We start from the raw sequence: 15,444 nt of genomic DNA on the forward strand, positions 1-15,444 counted from the left end.
TGGCTAGACTGTACCCATGAAAATCCTCGATTCCATCCTCACCGACGCGGCCAGCATCGCGGCCATCCGCAAAGACATCCATGCTCACCCCGAGTTGTGCTTTCAAGAAGTGCGAACAGCCGATGTGGTGGCCCAGCAACTGACCGACTGGGGCATCCCCATCCACCGCGGCATGGGCACCACGGGGGTGGTGGGCATCGTGCACGGGCGTGACGGCGGCGCTTGCGGGCGTGGTATTGGCCTGCGCGCCGACATCGACGCCCTGCCCATGCAGGAGTTCAACACCTTCGCCCACGCCAGCAAACACCAGGGCAAGATGCACGCCTGCGGCCACGACGGCCACACGGCCATGCTGCTGGCAGCGGCCAAGCACTTTGCCAAGCACCGCGACTTTGACGGCACGGTGTACTTGATCTTCCAGCCAGCCGAAGAAGGCGGCGGCGGTGCCCGCGAAATGATCAAGGACGGTCTGTTCGACAAGTTCCCGATGCAAGCCGTGTTCGGCATGCACAACTGGCCGGGCGCCCCCGTGGGCACCTTTGCCGTGAGTGCAGGGCCCGTGATGGCGTCGAGCAACGAGTTCAAGATCACCATCCGCGGCAAAGGCAGCCACGCCGCGCTGCCGCACAACGGCATCGATCCGGTGCCGATCGCTTGCCAAATGGTGCAAGGCTTTCAGACCATCATCACCCGCAACAAGAAGCCCGTGGACGCAGGCGTGATCTCGGTCACCATGATCCACGCGGGCGAAGCCACCAATGTGGTGCCTGATTTTTGCGAACTGCAGGGCACGGTGCGCACCTTCAGCATCGAAGTGCTCGATTTGATCGAGACCCGCATGAAGCTGGTGGCCGAGTCAATTTGCACCGCTTTTGGTGCGCAGTGTGAATTCGAATTCGAGCGCAACTACCCCCCCACCATCAACAGTGCTGCCGAAGCCGAGTTTGCGCGCCAGGTCATGTCGGGCATCGTGGGCGCAGAGCACGTCATTGACCAAGAGCCCACCATGGGCGCTGAAGATTTCTCGTACATGCTGCAGGCCAAGCCAGGCGCTTATGTGTTCATCAGCAACGGTGACGGCGCGCACCGCGAGATGGGCCACGGCGGTGGCCCCTGCACGCTGCACAACCCGAGCTACGACTTCAACGACGACCTGATCCCCTTGGGCGGCACTTATTGGGTGGAACTGGCCACACAGTGGCTGGCCAATCCCACACAAACCGTCTGACAGGAACACGCATGACAGATATCCAGACCGGCTTCTCCAAAAGCTACGCCGAAGCCCGCCAGAAGTTCCTGAACGCCGCAAAGTCTGCTGGCTTGAGCGTTGACGCCAACATCCACCCTTTGAAGGGCCGGGACGGCGAAGAGCTGGCCATGGACGTGGTGCTGGACGGCGCACCCGACGCCCAGCAGCTGCTGATCATCAGCAGCGCTTGCCACGGCGTGGAGGGCTATTGCGGATCAGGTGTGCAAATCCACGCCCTGCAAAACACCGCCTGGCGCGATGCCGCCAAGGCCAAAGGCGTGGCAGTGCTCTACATCCACGCCCTCAACCCGCACGGCTTTTCGCATGTGCGCCGCGTGACGCACGAGAACGTGGACATCAACCGAAATTTTCAGGATTTCACAAAGCCCTTACCCGAGAACGCGCCCTACAAAGAAGTGCAGCCGCTCTTGCTGCCTGAGGTCTGGCCACCCGACAACGCCAATTTGACCGCTGTTCAGAAGTACATCGCAGAGCGTGGCATGGACGCGCTGCAAGCGGCGGTCTCTAAAGGCCAGCACGACTTTCCGGAAGGCCTCTTCTTCGGCGGCAAAGCACCCACTTGGAGCAACCTGACGGTGCGCCAAGTGCTTCAAAAATACGGTCAAAAATGCCAAAAATTGGCATGGATTGACCTGCACACCGGGCTGGGACCCAACGGGCTGGGCGAGCGCATTTTTGCCTGCGCCGACGATGCAGCGGCTTACTCGCGTGCCAAAGCCTGGTGGGGCCAGGGCATCACGTCCATTTATGACGGCTCATCCACCTCGGCCTTCCTCACAGGTTTGATGTGGATGGCGGCTTACCAAGAGTGCCCGCAAGCCGAGTACACCGGCATTGCCATGGAATATGGCACCCAGCCTCAGTTGCAGGTCATGAACGCCCTGCGCGGTGACCATTGGCTGCACTTGCACCCCGAAGCGCCCGAGCCCCTGCGCCAAAAAATCAAGCAAGACCTGATGGACGCCTTCTACACCGACACCGACACCTGGCGCACCCAAATCGTGGACCAGGCCATGGACGCGATGCACCAGGCCGTCAATGGTCTGAGCGCCTGAATGGCCGCGCCTCGCGTCCTGGTTTTGGGTGGCAGCGGTTTTGTGGGTCGCCACGTCTGCGAACAACTCGCCCGCCTGGGCTGGCAAATCACCGTGCCCACCCGCCGCGCCGTGAATGCGGCCAGCGTGCAAAGCCTGCCTGGGCTGACGGTGATCGAGGCCAATGTTCACCAAGAAGCCGATCTGGCCCGTTTGATGCCCGGCCATGATGCGGTGGTGAATCTGGTGGCCGTGCTGCATGGCCGCGAAGAGCGCTTCGAGCAGGTGCATGTTGACTTGCCCGGAAAAATCGCCAGCGCCATGGAAAAAGCAGGTGTGCAGCGATTGGTGCACATCAGCGCCTTGGGCGCAGATCCGCAAGGCCCTTCGATGTACCAGCGCAGCAAGGCCCGGGGCGAGACGGTGCTGCACAACGCGGGGCTGCAGCTGACGGTGTTGCGCCCGAGCGTGATCTTTGGCGCTGAAGATAAATTTCTGAACCTGTTTGCCGACCTGCAAGCTGTGGTGCCTTTCATGCCACTCGCGGGCAGTGGCACGCGCTTTGCGCCCGTCTGGGTGGCCGATGTGGCAAGGGCCGTGGTGGTTTGCCTGCAAAAGCCGGTCACCATGGGCCAAACCTACGAACTCTGCGGCCCGGACGTGATGACCTTGGGCGAGTTGGTGGAGTGCGCCGGACAGTGGGCGGGCGTTAACCACGGCAGAGGCCGCCCGGTGATCGGCTTGCCCATGTGGGTGGGCTGGCTGCAGGCTCTGGCGATGGAAATGGCCCCAGGTGAGCCGCTGATGAGCCGCGACAACTTGGCGTCGATGAAGGTGGACAACATCGCGACGGGCCGATACCCGGGTTTGAAAGACTTGGGCATCGCCGCCGCGTCTGCTGCAGGTGTTGCCCCCACTTATTTGGGCCACCGCGGTCCACGCAGCCGCTTGAATGGATGGCGCGAACGCGCTGGGCGCTGACTTGTCACACCCGACTGGATCGGGTGTCCATACCGTCGACCGCATTGGATACCCTCATGCGCGGGCATGACAGTGGGGAATAGGCCACTCCCGTACAGGCGGCGGCACCCGTTAACATGCAGCCCTCACCTCGGGAGATAAACAATGATCCAGCTCTACATCGCCAACAAGAATTATTCGTCCTGGTCCATGCGCCCCTGGGTGCTGCTGCGCCAGGTGGGCATCGACTTTGAAGAGGTCTATGTCCGCTTTGACAGCTTTGCGCCCGACTCCAACTTCAAGGCCAGCCTCAAAGCCGTAAACCCTGTGGGCAAAGTGCCTGTGCTGGTGCACGATGGCTTGGCCGTGTGGGACACCCTGGCCATTGCAGAGTACGTTGCTGAGCAGTTCCCCGACAAGCAGCTTTGGCCGCAAGACCGCGCTGCCCGTGCGCGTGCCCGCAGCGTCTGCGCCGAAATGCACAGCGGTTTTACGGGCTTGCGCAGCGCCTGCCCGATGAACATCGAAGCGCACCTGACTGATATCGGCGCTCTGGCCCTGCGCGACAAACCCGCCGTGCGCGCCGATCTGGAGCGCATCTGCAGCCTCTGGCGTGGTCTGCTGCAAGAACACGGCGGCCCCATGCTGTTTGGCCAATTTACCGTGGCCGATGCCTACTTCGCCCCGGTGGTCATGCGCCTGAAAACCTATGCCCTGCCCGTACCTGCCGATGTGGCCGCCTACATGGACCGCGTGTGCGCCCTGCCCGGCGTGAAGGCCTGGATCGACGACGCATTGGCCGAAAAGGACTTCATCGACTTTGAAGAGCCTTTCCGGGTGGCTCGCTGAATAAAGCGCTGAAATGAACGTATTTGTCGTCGGCGGTGCGGTGCGCGATGCCTTGATGGGGCTGCCCGTCAACGACCGCGACTGGGTGGTGGTGGGCAGCACGCCCGAGGCCATGAGCGCGCAGGGCTATGTGCCCGTGGGCAAGGACTTTCCGGTCTTTCTGCACCCACAGACCCGCGAGGAATACGCCTTGGCCCGAACCGAGCGCAAGACGGCGCGAGGCTACAAAGGCTTTGCGGTGCAGGCCGCGCCCGACGTCACGCTCGAAGAGGATCTGGCCCGGCGTGACCTCTCGGTGAACGCCATGGCCGTGCCCGAGGCCCTAGCGCACCAGCCACCCAACGGCTGGGCAGGCCACATCGTCGACCCCTATGGCGGCCAGGCTGACGTGCAGGCCAAGGTGCTGCGGCATGTGACCGAGGCCTTTGCCGAAGACCCGGTGCGCATCCTGCGGCTGGCCCGTTTTGCGGCGCGCTTTGCCGACTTCACCGTGGCCGATGAAACGATGGCCTTGATGCGTCAGATGGTGGACGACGGCGAGGTGGCCCACCTGGTGCCCGAGCGCGTCTGGCAGGAGCTGGCCAAAGGCCTGATGGCCGAAAAACCCTCGCGCATGTTCGAGGTGCTGCGCGCCTGCGGCGCCCTGAAAGTGCTGCTGCCCGAGCTGGACCGGCTCTGGGGCGTGCCCCAGCGGGCCGAACACCACCCCGAGGTGGACACAGGCGTGCACATGATGCTGGTGATGGACATGGCTGCACGATTGAACATGCCGATGTCTGTGCGCGTGGCTTGCCTGATGCATGACCTGGGCAAAGGCACCACGCCCGCCGACGTGCTGCCCCGCCACATCGGCCACGAAGGCCGCAGCGTCAAGCTTTTGCAAAAGGTGTGTGAGCGCCTGCGCGTACCCAGCGACTGCAAGGAGCTGGCCGAAGTGGTGGCGCGCGAGCACGGCAACATCCACCGCAGTGGGGACTTGAATGCCGAAGCCCTGATGCGCTTACTCGAGCGTTGCGACGCCATCCGCCAAGCCGAACGCTTTGCGCTGATGCTGCAAGCGTGCGAATGCGATGCACGGGGGCGCTTGGGTTTTGAGGAAACGGCTTACCCGCAAGCGGCGCGCTTGCGGCAAGCCCAGCAGGCCGCCTTGTCGGTTGAGACGGCGCCCATTGCCCAAGCGGCCGCTGCGCAGGGCCTCAAGGGTCCGGAGATCGGCGCACAAATCACCCGCGCCCGGGTGCAGGCCATCGCGCCCATCTTGTAAGCGTCCTGCAGCTCAGAGGTGCGACCGCGTCCAATCGGCGATGTCTTTTGCCGTGCGGAAAGCCCCCGCCTGACGGGCGACTTCTTGGCCACCGACAAACAACGCGAGTGTGGGGATGCTGCGGATGTTGAAACGGGCGGCGATGGCCTGCGCGTCTTCGGTGTTGAGTTTGGCCACCCGCACCTGGGGCTCCAAAAGGCCTGCGGCCTGCTCATAAGCCGGGGCCATCATGCGGCACGGACCGCACCAGGGTGCCCAGAAATCCACGAGCACAGGCACATGGCTGCGGCCAATGTGCTTGTCAAAGCTGGCCTGATCCAGCGCCAGCGGATGGCCGTCAAAAAGTGCTTGGTGGCATTGTCCGCAACTGGGTGCGTTGCGCATGTCGGCCACACGCACCCGGTTGGTGGTGTGGCAGTGCGGACAAACAATGTGCAAGGCGTCTGCTGAAGCGCTCATGAATTCCCCTGTGTGTTGAAAACCACTTGGGGATCATGCTGCGCGATTCAAGGGCCTTGCGCGTTGACTCAGGTCAACGCAAAGATCACGACAGGATCAACGCGCTGGTGGACGGCGCGGGGCCATCGGGGCACGACCGGCCAGGTGACGGAAGCTGATGCGGCCTTTGCTCAGGTCATAAGGCGAGAGCTCGAGCGTCACACGGTCACCCGCCAAAATGCGGATGTGGTTTTTGCGCATCTTGCCAGCGGAATAGGCGATCAATTGGTGGCCGTTGTCCAGCGTCACGCGAAAACGCGTATCGGGCAAAACTTCGTTCACCACGCCCATCAGTTCAATCAGTTCTTCTTTAGCCATTTAAAACGTCTTTCTCAAAGCAGGATCGGTTTGGAGGTCTGGCGCTCTACCCACAACATGCCTTCATCGAGGGCGTATTGGTTGGCGGCGGCAGGTGTTGCAAATTCGGGCACAAAGCGCATCACGCGGTCGGTGCTGGCACTGCCGCGGCCACTGGCCACGGACACTTGAGCGCCAAATGCGCCATTGGGCAAAGCCCTGGAGCACGGTTGAATTCGAAATTTTCCCATGGAGATGGGTTGGTGTGAACAATATGAAATAGTCATGTATTTTAACGAAGGGGGTCGAACCGCTTTTTTCGGCCCTCTTGGGGGCTGTGCAGCGGCACGGGTCTTGGCATGTCCTGGTGCCAAAAAACGCCCCCGATGTGCAGACCCTGGGGTCTGCCACAGAACATCACCGTGCAGAGGTGCGTCAAAAGGAAGCAAAAAATCGTCTGGGCCCAGCTCATAATGAGCATGGCGGGCGATGTGCACAGTGGAGGACAAGACTGGCATCCCTCTGCCGGGATGCGCTATCGGCTCTGGGAGAGCGAGATGGGCATAAGTCGCCAATGGCGTGCCGCACTGTACCACGTTCACGGTTTTGGTGCTTTTGCAAGCTTTCCGACTCACAACCACCGGGCCACCGCAGCGGCCAGCATGCTCAACAGCAAGGTGCTGGTGATGGGGATGAACCATTCACGCCCGAACAGCCTGAAACGAAAATCCCCCGGCAAACGGCCAAAACCCAGCTTTTGCAGCCAAGGCTGCAGGCCACTGAAAATAATCAGTGCCAGCAAAACGACGATCAGCCAGCGCAACATAACTTGCCTTGATGCCGATCACAGGCGGTGAGACCGGTCGCCCCGGGCAAAGCCCTGAGCCGCCCAATCCGACGATGTGGCGAACCCGATGACCTTGAACAACTCGCCCATTTCATGCTCGTTGACCAAGCGCTGGGCTTGGCTGCGTTCGGCCAATGTGGCTGCAGCCATGCGCTCGGCCAGTCCCAGATTCAGCAAAAACCAGGCTTGGCTGGCATATCCCAAAACGTCCAGCCCGGCGTTTTGCGCGGCCAAGGCCACGCCAGTGAAGTTGACGTGGGCCGTGATGTCTTTTTGGCCAACAGCCAGCAAGGGGTTGTCGTCGGCTTGGTGCAGCTGGTGGCACATGACGGTGCCCATGTGGCGCTGGGGGTGGAAGTACTCGCCCTCGGGGAAGCCGTAGTCCAGAAAAATCGCTGCGCCGCCGCGTCCGGCCAACAAACGCTCGGCCAAGCTGGTCACAAAGGCCTCGGCCTGGGGATGGATTTCGGTCAGGTAATCGTGTTCGCCTTCGACGTCCACGGGCGGGCGCAAGGCGGTTGGGCGGTCTTGCCAGGCAAAACCTTGGCCTGCGGTGACCACGCCGCGCTCGTGCCAGACGCCCTGCGTGCGCTGCAGCAGCTGCACCGGCATGGCGTCCAGCACCTCGTTGCCCACCACCACGCCCTCGATGGCGTCGGGCCAAGCATCCAGCCAGCGGACTTTGTCGGCATGCTTGAGCAAGGTGTCGGCCTGCCGGGCGCGCAAGGTCCCCGACAAGTCGATGATGGTGTAGCGGCGCACCGCATCGCCCAGGCTGTCCAGCAGCTGCAAGGCCAAAGCGCCCGTGCCTGCGCCAAACTCCCACACCTCGTCGGTGCCCGTGGCCTGCAGCGCCTCTTGCACCTGCACGGCCAGCGTCTGGCCAAAGAGCGGTGACATGCCTGGCGCGGTCACAAAATCGCTGCCCGACGAGGGCATGGCCCCGAATTTTTGCAAACTGTTGGTGTAGTAACCCAAGCCCGGTTCGTAGAGCGCCATGGCCATGAAACGGTCAAACCCCAGCCAGCCACCGGCTTGCGCGATGGCTTGGTGAATGCGTCGGGTCAGTTCGGAAGGGGCAGATGGGTCGGTCGTCACCCCCCGATTGTCGCCCATGCCACACGGGGTCTTGGGTGGGTGCAAACGACCCGAGCCAGGCGCTTCACCGATAATTAGGCGCTTGCTTGGCAATCTGTCATGTCGGGCTTGACCCGGCATCCATGGTTGAACAAGCATGGACTCCGGATCGAGTCCGGGGTGACAAACTTCTTGAACCGACCTTCACAGGCCAGTCATCCCCTCTACCGCAAGCTGCTCACATTCATGAAACAAGTTCTGGTCACCGGAGGCGCTCACCGCCTGGGCGCAGAGATCGTTCGCCAATTTGCGGCGGCGGGCTGGCGCGTGTGGTGCCATTACCAGCGCTCGGGCGATGCGGCGCAGTTGCTGCAGGCCGAACTGCAAACCACCGGTGCACACATTGAGCTGGTGCAAGCCGACCTGACGCAAAGCGCCGAAGTAGAACGCATGATGGCGCACATCGCACAAAGCCACGGCCCGCTGGATTGTCTGGTGAACAACGCCTCGCTGTTCGAGCCCGACACCGGGGCCGCTATGGACCTGCCCGGCGCACGCCAGCAACTCGAAGTCAACCTGATCGCGCCCATGCTGCTGGCATCGCTGATGGCCAAGCAAGCTGCCCCTGATGCCCTTCCGGGCCAGCGCAGCGTGGTCCACATCCTGGACCAAAAGGTGTTCAACCTGAACCCGGACTATTTTTCATACACCGTCACAAAATTAGCGCTGGAGCGCTCGGTGGCCTTGCAGGCGCAGGCCCTGGCCCCATTGCGTGTGTGTGGCGTCGCGCCGGGCCTGATGTTTTTGAGCGGCCCGCAAACGCAAGACAACTTTGACCGCGCCAGCCGCGTGAACCTGCTGCGCCAGCCCATTGACCCGGCGCAGGTGGCCGCCACTTGCCTGTTTCTGGCGCAAAACCCCTGCATCACCGGCACCACGGTGTGCGTGGACAACGGCCAGCACCTGGTGCCGCTTGAGCGCGATGTGATGTTCCTGACCGACCCCAAGGACGCGCCATGAGCAATGTTCTCAGTCAACTGGCACTGAACTGCCGCCGCCTGTTTTTGCGCAACCACACGGTGGACGTGCGCATTGGTGCGCACGACTTTGAAAAGCTCGGGCCCCAGCGAATCGTCTTCAACGTCGAGCTGTTCGTGCCCTACAGCGCGTCCACCCCCACGCAAGACGACCTGGCCGAGGTGGTGGACTACGACTTCATCCGCGAGGTGATCGCGCAGCGCGTGGCAAAAGGCCACATCGTGCTGCAAGAAACCCTGTGCGACGACCTGATGCGCGAGCTGATCGCGCACCCACAGGTGCAGGCGGTGCGCCTGTCCACCTGCAAACCCGATGTGTACCCGGATTGCGAAGCCGTCGGGGTCGAAATTTTCCAAATCAAACCCGCGCCATGAAAACACCCGCAGGACACCAAACCTTGGAGCTGACCGGTTTGCGCTTTGACGCCAACCTAGGCATCCTGGAACACGAAAAAACCGACCCGCAGCCGATCCAGGTCGATGCCGAACTGAACTTGGGCACGCAACCCCTGCTGCCCAGCGACGACGACATCAACCATGTGCTGGACTACCGCAAGGTGCGCAAAATCATCATCGACGAATGCACGGCCGAGCACATCAACCTGCTCGAGACACTGATCGGCAAACTCTCGAACCGCCTGATGCAATTGCCGGGTGTGTTGGGCGTGCGCGTCAAGATTGCCAAACTTGAAATTTTTGAAGACTGCGAAGTGGCCATTCGCATGGAAACCGGACAGTGGTGAACCCCATGAACACAACAACTGAAAACACCTGGGTGGACGCTGAAGCCCAAGCCAGCGAAGCGGCCGCCAAGGCCGTCAAGATCGAACGCGAAACCCACAAGCTCGAAAAACGGCTGTGCCGCCAAGTGGGCCAGGCCATCAGCGACTTCAACCTGATCGAGGCGGGCGACCGCATCATGGTCTGCATGTCGGGCGGCAAAGACAGCTACGGCATGCTCGACATCTTGCTCAAGATGAAAGCCCGCGCTCCGGTCGACTTCGAGCTGGTGGCGGTCAACCTCGACCAAAAGCAGCCGGGCTTCCCGGATCACATCCTGCCTGCGTATTTGAAAGAGCTGGGCGTGGAGTTCCACATCGAGACGCAAGACACGTACTCGATCGTGAAAGACAAAATTCCCGAAGGCAAGACCATGTGCAGCCTGTGCTCGCGTCTGCGCCGGGGCATTTTGTACCGCGTGGCGCGTGAGCTCAAATGCAACAAGCTGGCGCTGGGCCACCACCGCGACGATATGCTGCAAACCTTCTTCTTGAACATGTTCTTTGGCGGCAAGCTCAAAGGCATGCCCCCGAAGTTGGTGAGCGACAACGGCGAGTTCATGGTCATTCGCCCACTGGCCTATGTGGCCGAATCCGATTTGATCCGTTGGGCAGAGCACCGACAGTTCCCCATCATCCCGTGCACCCTGTGCGGCAGCCAGGAAAACCTGCAACGCCTGCAGGTGGGCAACATGCTGCGCGAGTGGCAAAAGAAGCACCCTGGTCGCATTGAAAACATGTTTGCTGCCCTGCAAAATGTCGTGCCCTCGCATTTGATGGATGCCAAGCTGCACGGCTTCAAAGACCTGAAGATCACCGGCATCGCCGATGAGGCGGGCGACAAAGCCTTTGACGAAGAAGAGTTCAAGGAAGCGTCCTTACCGGGCATCCAGGTCATCTCGGTGTAAACCTCAGGAGAACGGGTCATGCGCAAAAGCTCACAGCCACTCACTCGGCGCTTGTCGTTGGCCATGGCCGCACTGGCCTTGACGCTTTTGACGGGCTGCGCCTCGATGCGTCTGGTCGACAGTGATGTCGTCTCGGTGGCAGCCGTGCCGTCGGGCATGAGCTTGCAAGGCGCCCGATACCGCTTTGAGCGCCTGCCGTCACAGGTCAACAACCCCGAGGCCGGACTGGCCGAGCAACAAGCACAAGCCGCCATGACGGCTGTGGGTTTGGTGCGCGACGATGCGGGTGCCAGCCTGAGCGTGATGGTGGGCTTCAGTGGCACGCAATACCAGGCAGACCCTTGGGGACGCCCGATCGGGCCGGGCTGGACACCTTACGGCAGCGTCGGCATTGGTATTGGCATTGGTGCTGGCTCGCACATCGGACTGGGCACGGGCATGCGCTTTCCGCCGCCCACGCAGTACCGCCGCGAGGTCAGCTTGGTCATGCGCGATTTGAAATCAGGCCAAGTGGTCTACGAAACCCGCGCCAGCCACGCGGGCCCATGGAGCGACAGCGTGCCGATTTTTGCCACCCTGTTTCAGGCCGCACTGGCCAACTTCCCCAACCCGCCTGCAGGCTTGCGCCGGGTCAACATCGAACTGCCGCGCTGAACCTAGGACTTCATGGAACCCACCCGCATTCTGGCGATTCGCCACGGAGAAACCGCCTGGAACGTGGACACACGCTTGCAAGGCCATCTGGACATCCCGCTCAACGACGTGGGCTTGCGCCAAGCCCAGCATTTGGCCCGGGCGCTGGTGCAGCGTGATGCCATCGATGCGATTTACGCCAGCGACCTGTCTCGCGCCCATACCACGGCCCAGGCGGTTGCGCAGCTTGTCGGTCAAAGCGTGACCACACATGTCGGCCTGCGCGAGCGTCACTTTGGTGCGTTCCAGGGGCGCACCTTTGCCGAGATCGAAGTCGAGTTGCCCGAGCACGCCTGGCACTGGCGCAAACGCACGCCGGACTGGACGCCGCCTGACGGCGGTGAATCCCTGATCGCGTTGCGCGAACGGATTGTGGCCACCGTGGACGAGCTGGCAGCCCGGCACCCTGGCCAGCAAGTCGTGATGGTGGCCCATGGCGGCGTGATGGACATCCTGTACCGCGCAGCCACCCGCCTTGAACTGCAAGCACCTCGCACCTGGCAACTGACCAACACCGCCGTCAACCGGCTGCTGTGGACGCCGCAAGGGCTTTCCTTGGTCGGCTGGGGCGACACCACCCATCTGGCTGCACTGGGGAAAGACGAAACCTCGGTCTGAAGCCTTGAGGGCCGTCGACCGGCAGCCCTCGATGGCTTCAGGCTTTAAATCCGTTCACCAAACGATTTCGGTGGCGTCACACCCAAATGCCTGAAAGCCGCCAGCGTGGCCATGCGCCCCCGTGGTGTGCGCTGCAAATAACCTTGCTGGATCAAATACGGCTCGATCACGTCTTCGATCGTGTCGCGCTCTTCACCGATGCTGGCGGCGATGTTGTCCAGGCCGACCGGGCCGCCATCAAATCGGTGAATCACCGCTTCGAGCAGTTTGCGGTCCATCAGGTCGAAGCCTTCAGGGTCCACGTCCAGCATGACCAGGGCTTTTTGTGCGAGGCCTTTGTGGATGGTGCCGTCGCCCTTCACGTCGGCATAGTCACGCACCCGGCGCAGCAAACGGTTGGCGATGCGCGGTGTGCCACGTGAACGGCGGGCGATCTCAAACGAGCCTTCCGGGTCAATCGGCGCTTTGAGCAAACCGGCGCTGCGGGTCACGATGCGAGTCAGCTCTTCAGGGGTGTAGAACTCCAGCCGCGACACGATGCCAAAGCGGTCGCGCAGCGGGTTGGTGAGCATGCCCGCACGGGTGGTCGCGCCCACCAGAGTGAAGGGTTGCAAGTCGAGCTTGATGCTGCGGGCCGCCGGGCCTTCGCCGATCATGATGTCGATCTGGTAGTCCTCGAGCGCGGGGTACAAGATTTCCTCGACCACAGGCGAGAGGCGATGGATCTCGTCGATGAAGAGCACATCGTTGCGCTCCAGATTCGTCAATAGCGCGGCCAGGTCTTTGGGCTTTTCGAGCACCGGTCCGCTGGTCTGGCGCAGGTTCACGCCCAACTCGGCCGCGATGATGTGGCTGAGCGTCGTTTTGCCCAAGCCAGGCGGGCCAAACAGCAGCACATGGTCCAGCGGTTCTTCGCGCATCTTGGCGGCGCTGATGAAAATTTCCAGCTGCTCGCGCACCTTGACCTGGCCGACGTATTCGTCGAGCAGTTTGGGGCGCAGGGCGCGCTCAATGGCCTCTTCTTGGTGGGACACGGGGGCCGCTGAAATGACCCGGGGTTCGGGTTGGGGGGCGAAATCGTCGGTGCGGATGCTCATGGCTCAGTTCATCTTCATTTGTTCAGGGCTTTGAGTGCCAGCTTGATGCCGTCGCTCACGCCCACGTCGACAGGCAAGCTCTTGAGTGCAGCCGCTGCTTCTTTGTCGCTGTAACCGAGCGCCAGCAAAGCCTGCTGGATGTCGCTTTGCGCATCGGGGGTATTGACCGCAAACAAGCCGCCCAAGTCACCACCCAGCTTGCCCTTGAGTTCGAGCAGCAGGCGCTCGGCGGTCTTTTTGCCAATGCCAGGCACCTTGACCAGACGCCCGACTTCTTGCGTGGTGATGGCTTGCGCCAAGTCGGTCACGCTCATGCCCGACAGCACGCTGAGTGCCGTGCGGGGGCCGACACCGGAAATTTTGATGAGCTGGCGGAAGGCCTCGCGCTCGCTCAAGGTGGCAAAACCGTAGAGAATTTGCGCGTCTTCACGCACCACAAAGTGCGTGACCAGACTGACTTTTTCACCCGTGGCAGGCAAGTTGTAGAACGTGCTCATGGGCACATTGACTTCGTAGCCCACGCCATGGCAGTCCACGATCACCTCGGGTGGGTTTTTGTCGCTCAGGATGCCGGTGAGTTTGCCAATCATGGAGGGAAGCCCTTGGGTTGCGCGGTATAGAGGAAAATCAGGGCTCCGCGGCCTGCAACAAACCGGTCGAAACCACCACGAACAGGATTATCCACTTGATCGTCAGACACACTTTTATCCCGCACAACAATACCCGCTTGTCGCACCTGTGCGGGCCCATGGACGCCCACCTGCGCACCATCGAAGCGGGCTTGCAAGTGAGCATTGCGCACCGTCATGAGCAATTCAAAGTGGACGGCCCCAAGGCCGTGGCCATGCGGGCCATGGAGATTTTGCAGGCGATTTACGAGCGGGCCGACCGCCCCATTGCCCCGGACATGGTGCAGCTCATGCTGGTGGGCGACAGCGGGGGCGAAGAAGCCGACCTGCCCGCCTTGCAAACTCGCCGAGCCGACCTGAAGGCCCGCACGCCAGTGCAGGCTGCGTACCTGGAAAGCATCGCCACCCACGACATCAGCTTTGGCATCGGGCCTGCGGGCACTGGCAAGACCTATTTGGCCGTGGCCTGCGCGGTGGACGCCCTGGAACGCGCCAGCGTGCAGCGCATCGTGCTGACACGCCCGGCCGTCGAAGCGGGCGAACGACTGGGTTTTTTGCCCGGCGACCTGTCACAAAAGGTGGACCCGTATTTGCGCCCGCTGTACGACGCGCTGTATGACCTGATGGGTTACGACAAGGTGCAAAAGGCGTTTGAGCGCAACGCGATCGAGATTGCGCCGCTGGCCTTCATGCGCGGGCGCACGCTGAACAACGCCTTTGTGATTCTGGACGAGGCTCAAAACACCAGCACCGAGCAGATGAAGATGTTTTTGACGCGCATTGGCTTTGGGGCCAAGGCGGTGGTCACAGGCGATGTGAGCCAGATCGACTTGCCCAAAGGGCAACTGAGTGGACTGATCGATGCGGAGCGGGTGCTCAAGCGCGTCAAGGGCATCGCCTTCACGCGGTTCAGCAGCGCCGACGTGGTGCGACACCCGCTGGTGGCCCGCATCGTTGACGCCTACGATGCGCAAGGCAGCGCCGCGCTGCGCGCGGGCGTGACCACCCGCCGCAAGCCTTTGCCCACCGACGATTGACCTGCCAGCGGCATCACGGCATTCTCACGCATGCCCCTGCGCCCCTCTTTGAACAAGCTCCACAAGATCAATATGGCCCTGAAACAACTCCAACTGTCGCTGCAATTCGGTGACATTCCCTACGCAGCCCGTCACCGTGCCGCCCTGCCCCGCCACGCGGTGACTCGCGCCATTCGGCACGCACTGGCCGATGACGCCGAAATCACGGTGCGCATCGTGGGCGAGGAAGAGGGCCGTGCGCTGAACCAGAGTTACCGCAAAAAAGACTACGCCACGAATGTGCTGACATTTGACTATGCGCAAGAACCTGTGGTGATGGCCGACCTGGTGCTGTGTGCCCCGGTGGTGGCACGCGAGGCCAAGGAGCAAGGCAAGACCCTGGCAGCGCATTACGCGCATTTGCTGGTGCACGGCACCTTGCACGCCCAAGGCTGGGACCACGAGACCAGCGAAGCCGATGCTGAGGAGATGGAGGCCTATGAGGTGGCCATTTTGGCGGGATTGGGGTTGAAAAATCCCTATCGATAACGAGTGAGGTTTCGGTTTGGGT

General features: G+C 61.9%; 20 protein-coding genes. 13 read left to right on the top strand and 7 right to left on the bottom strand.

Translation table 11 applies throughout. From position 1 onward, the window contains the following. Positions 1-16: 16 nt before the first annotated feature. The 5 genes from B9Z37_RS05100 to B9Z37_RS05120 all read left to right on the top strand — a co-directional run bounded on the left by B9Z37_RS05100 (position 17) and on the right by B9Z37_RS05120 (position 5,377). Complete coding sequence (locus tag B9Z37_RS05100; protein WP_108311980.1) at positions 17-1,228, top strand: M20 aminoacylase family protein; 1,212 nt, start codon at positions 17-19, stop codon at positions 1,226-1,228. An 11-nt stretch (positions 1,229-1,239) separates the two neighbouring features. Further along, positions 1,240-2,325, top strand: coding sequence for a M14 family metallopeptidase (locus tag B9Z37_RS05105; protein ID WP_108311981.1), 1,086 nt, complete (start codon positions 1,240-1,242; stop codon positions 2,323-2,325). Then, positions 2,326-3,285 (top strand): complex I NDUFA9 subunit family protein, encoded by a 960-nt coding sequence (locus B9Z37_RS05110; RefSeq protein WP_108311982.1) that lies wholly within the window; start codon positions 2,326-2,328, stop codon positions 3,283-3,285. A gap of 144 nt (positions 3,286-3,429) precedes the next feature. Beyond that, a complete protein-coding gene (locus B9Z37_RS05115) occupies positions 3,430-4,113 on the top strand; it encodes a glutathione S-transferase family protein (RefSeq protein ID WP_108311983.1) in 684 nt (227 codons plus the stop codon). A 13-nt stretch (positions 4,114-4,126) separates the two neighbouring features. Next, a complete protein-coding gene (locus tag B9Z37_RS05120; protein WP_108311984.1) occupies positions 4,127-5,377 on the top strand; it encodes a multifunctional CCA addition/repair protein in 1,251 nt (416 codons plus the stop codon). A 12-nt stretch (positions 5,378-5,389) separates the two neighbouring features. On the opposite strand, the gene trxC is transcribed toward B9Z37_RS05120, so the two are convergent. The 5 genes from trxC to B9Z37_RS05150 form a co-directional block, all read right to left on the bottom strand. Continuing rightward, on the bottom strand, positions 5,390-5,836 hold the full coding sequence (trxC, locus tag B9Z37_RS05125) for a thioredoxin TrxC (protein WP_108311985.1): 447 nt from the start codon (positions 5,834-5,836) through the stop codon (positions 5,390-5,392). Between the two features lie 96 nt (positions 5,837-5,932). Next, complete coding sequence (gene infA / locus B9Z37_RS05130; RefSeq protein WP_019426546.1) at positions 5,933-6,193, bottom strand: translation initiation factor IF-1; 261 nt, start codon at positions 6,191-6,193, stop codon at positions 5,933-5,935. A gap of 14 nt (positions 6,194-6,207) precedes the next feature. Next, the gene (locus B9Z37_RS05135) at positions 6,208-6,423 is read right to left on the bottom strand and encodes a hypothetical protein (protein WP_240606630.1); all 216 of its coding nucleotides are present in this window, start codon (positions 6,421-6,423) and stop codon (positions 6,208-6,210) included. A gap of 380 nt (positions 6,424-6,803) precedes the next feature. Then, a complete protein-coding gene (locus B9Z37_RS05145) occupies positions 6,804-6,998 on the bottom strand; it encodes a DUF2905 domain-containing protein (protein WP_108311988.1) in 195 nt (64 codons plus the stop codon). Between the two features lie 18 nt (positions 6,999-7,016). Further along, positions 7,017-8,135 carry a class I SAM-dependent methyltransferase gene (locus tag B9Z37_RS05150; protein WP_108311989.1) on the bottom strand — a complete coding sequence of 373 codons (1,119 nt, stop codon included), beginning with the start codon at positions 8,133-8,135 and terminating at the stop codon, positions 7,017-7,019. Between the two features lie 207 nt (positions 8,136-8,342). On the opposite strand from B9Z37_RS05150, the gene B9Z37_RS05155 reads away from it, so the two are divergent. The 6 genes from B9Z37_RS05155 to B9Z37_RS05180 are packed head-to-tail and all read left to right on the top strand — an operon-like array spanning position 8,343 to position 12,131. Continuing rightward, complete coding sequence (locus tag B9Z37_RS05155) at positions 8,343-9,116, top strand: SDR family oxidoreductase (RefSeq protein ID WP_108312522.1); 774 nt, start codon at positions 8,343-8,345, stop codon at positions 9,114-9,116. Further along, positions 9,113-9,508: a dihydroneopterin aldolase gene (locus tag B9Z37_RS05160; RefSeq protein ID WP_108311990.1), complete on the top strand. Its 396-nt coding sequence runs from the start codon at positions 9,113-9,115 to the stop codon at positions 9,506-9,508. Before B9Z37_RS05155 ends, B9Z37_RS05160 begins: the two co-directional genes overlap by 4 nt. Continuing rightward, positions 9,505-9,876 (top strand): dihydroneopterin aldolase, encoded by a 372-nt coding sequence (locus B9Z37_RS05165; RefSeq protein WP_108285955.1) that lies wholly within the window; start codon positions 9,505-9,507, stop codon positions 9,874-9,876. Before B9Z37_RS05160 ends, B9Z37_RS05165 begins: the two co-directional genes overlap by 4 nt. Before the next feature lie 5 nt (positions 9,877-9,881). Then, complete coding sequence (ttcA, locus tag B9Z37_RS05170) at positions 9,882-10,820, top strand: tRNA 2-thiocytidine(32) synthetase TtcA (RefSeq protein ID WP_108311991.1); 939 nt, start codon at positions 9,882-9,884, stop codon at positions 10,818-10,820. A gap of 18 nt (positions 10,821-10,838) precedes the next feature. Further along, positions 10,839-11,474, top strand: a complete 636-nt coding sequence (locus B9Z37_RS05175; RefSeq protein ID WP_108311992.1) for a DUF4136 domain-containing protein — start codon at positions 10,839-10,841, stop codon at positions 11,472-11,474. A 12-nt stretch (positions 11,475-11,486) separates the two neighbouring features. Continuing rightward, on the top strand, positions 11,487-12,131 hold the full coding sequence (locus B9Z37_RS05180) for a histidine phosphatase family protein (protein WP_108311993.1): 645 nt from the start codon (positions 11,487-11,489) through the stop codon (positions 12,129-12,131). A 44-nt stretch (positions 12,132-12,175) separates the two neighbouring features. On the opposite strand, the gene ruvB is transcribed toward B9Z37_RS05180, so the two are convergent. Both ruvB and ruvA read right to left on the bottom strand, forming a co-directional pair. Further along, positions 12,176-13,228, bottom strand: a complete 1,053-nt coding sequence (gene ruvB, locus B9Z37_RS05185) for a Holliday junction branch migration DNA helicase RuvB (protein WP_090044825.1) — start codon at positions 13,226-13,228, stop codon at positions 12,176-12,178. 14 nt (positions 13,229-13,242) lie between these two features. After that, a complete protein-coding gene (ruvA, locus tag B9Z37_RS05190; protein WP_108311994.1) occupies positions 13,243-13,818 on the bottom strand; it encodes a Holliday junction branch migration protein RuvA in 576 nt (191 codons plus the stop codon). A 95-nt stretch (positions 13,819-13,913) separates the two neighbouring features. Here ruvA and B9Z37_RS05195 point away from each other — a divergent pair, with 95 nt between their 5' ends. Together B9Z37_RS05195 and ybeY are read left to right on the top strand one after the other, a co-directional pair. Continuing rightward, positions 13,914-14,894: a PhoH family protein gene (locus B9Z37_RS05195; RefSeq protein WP_108312523.1), complete on the top strand. Its 981-nt coding sequence runs from the start codon at positions 13,914-13,916 to the stop codon at positions 14,892-14,894. Between the two features lie 72 nt (positions 14,895-14,966). Further along, positions 14,967-15,422 (top strand): rRNA maturation RNase YbeY, encoded by a 456-nt coding sequence (gene ybeY / locus B9Z37_RS05200; RefSeq protein WP_108312524.1) that lies wholly within the window; start codon positions 14,967-14,969, stop codon positions 15,420-15,422. Positions 15,423-15,444 lie beyond the last annotated feature (22 nt).

Source organism: Limnohabitans parvus II-B4, assembly GCF_003063455.1.
In the GTDB taxonomy this organism is placed as follows: Bacteria; Pseudomonadota; Gammaproteobacteria; order Burkholderiales; family Burkholderiaceae_C; genus Limnohabitans_A; species Limnohabitans_A parvus.